The 220-nt window shown below is 64.5% G+C and carries 1 protein-coding gene; it reads right to left on the reverse strand.

What is annotated here, in order from left to right; translation table 11 throughout:
• Nucleotides 1–220, reverse strand: a 220-nt coding sequence (locus RRF55_RS28855; protein WP_439419424.1) for a relaxase domain-containing protein, incomplete at both ends; no start/stop codon positions are given.

Raw genomic sequence — 220 nt, forward strand, 5'->3', positions numbered from 1 at the left:
GCCTGCTCATGCGCCGCGATGATCCGATCATCGCCTGCCACCAGCGCCATGATCGACACCGACTTGGGAGCATTGACGGCAAAATCCCATCCGGGATGATGCTCGATCTCCCCATTGGCACGGTGGCGGCCAAGCTGCTGACCGGCGACACGCCCGGCAAGCAGTTCCTGGAAGGTATGAGGATCGACGGCCCCCGCGAGCCCCAGCTCGCCAGCAAGCT

The organism is Klebsiella sp. K47, assembly GCF_051858335.1.
GTDB classification, from domain to species: domain Bacteria; phylum Pseudomonadota; class Gammaproteobacteria; order Enterobacterales; family Enterobacteriaceae; genus Klebsiella; species Klebsiella pneumoniae.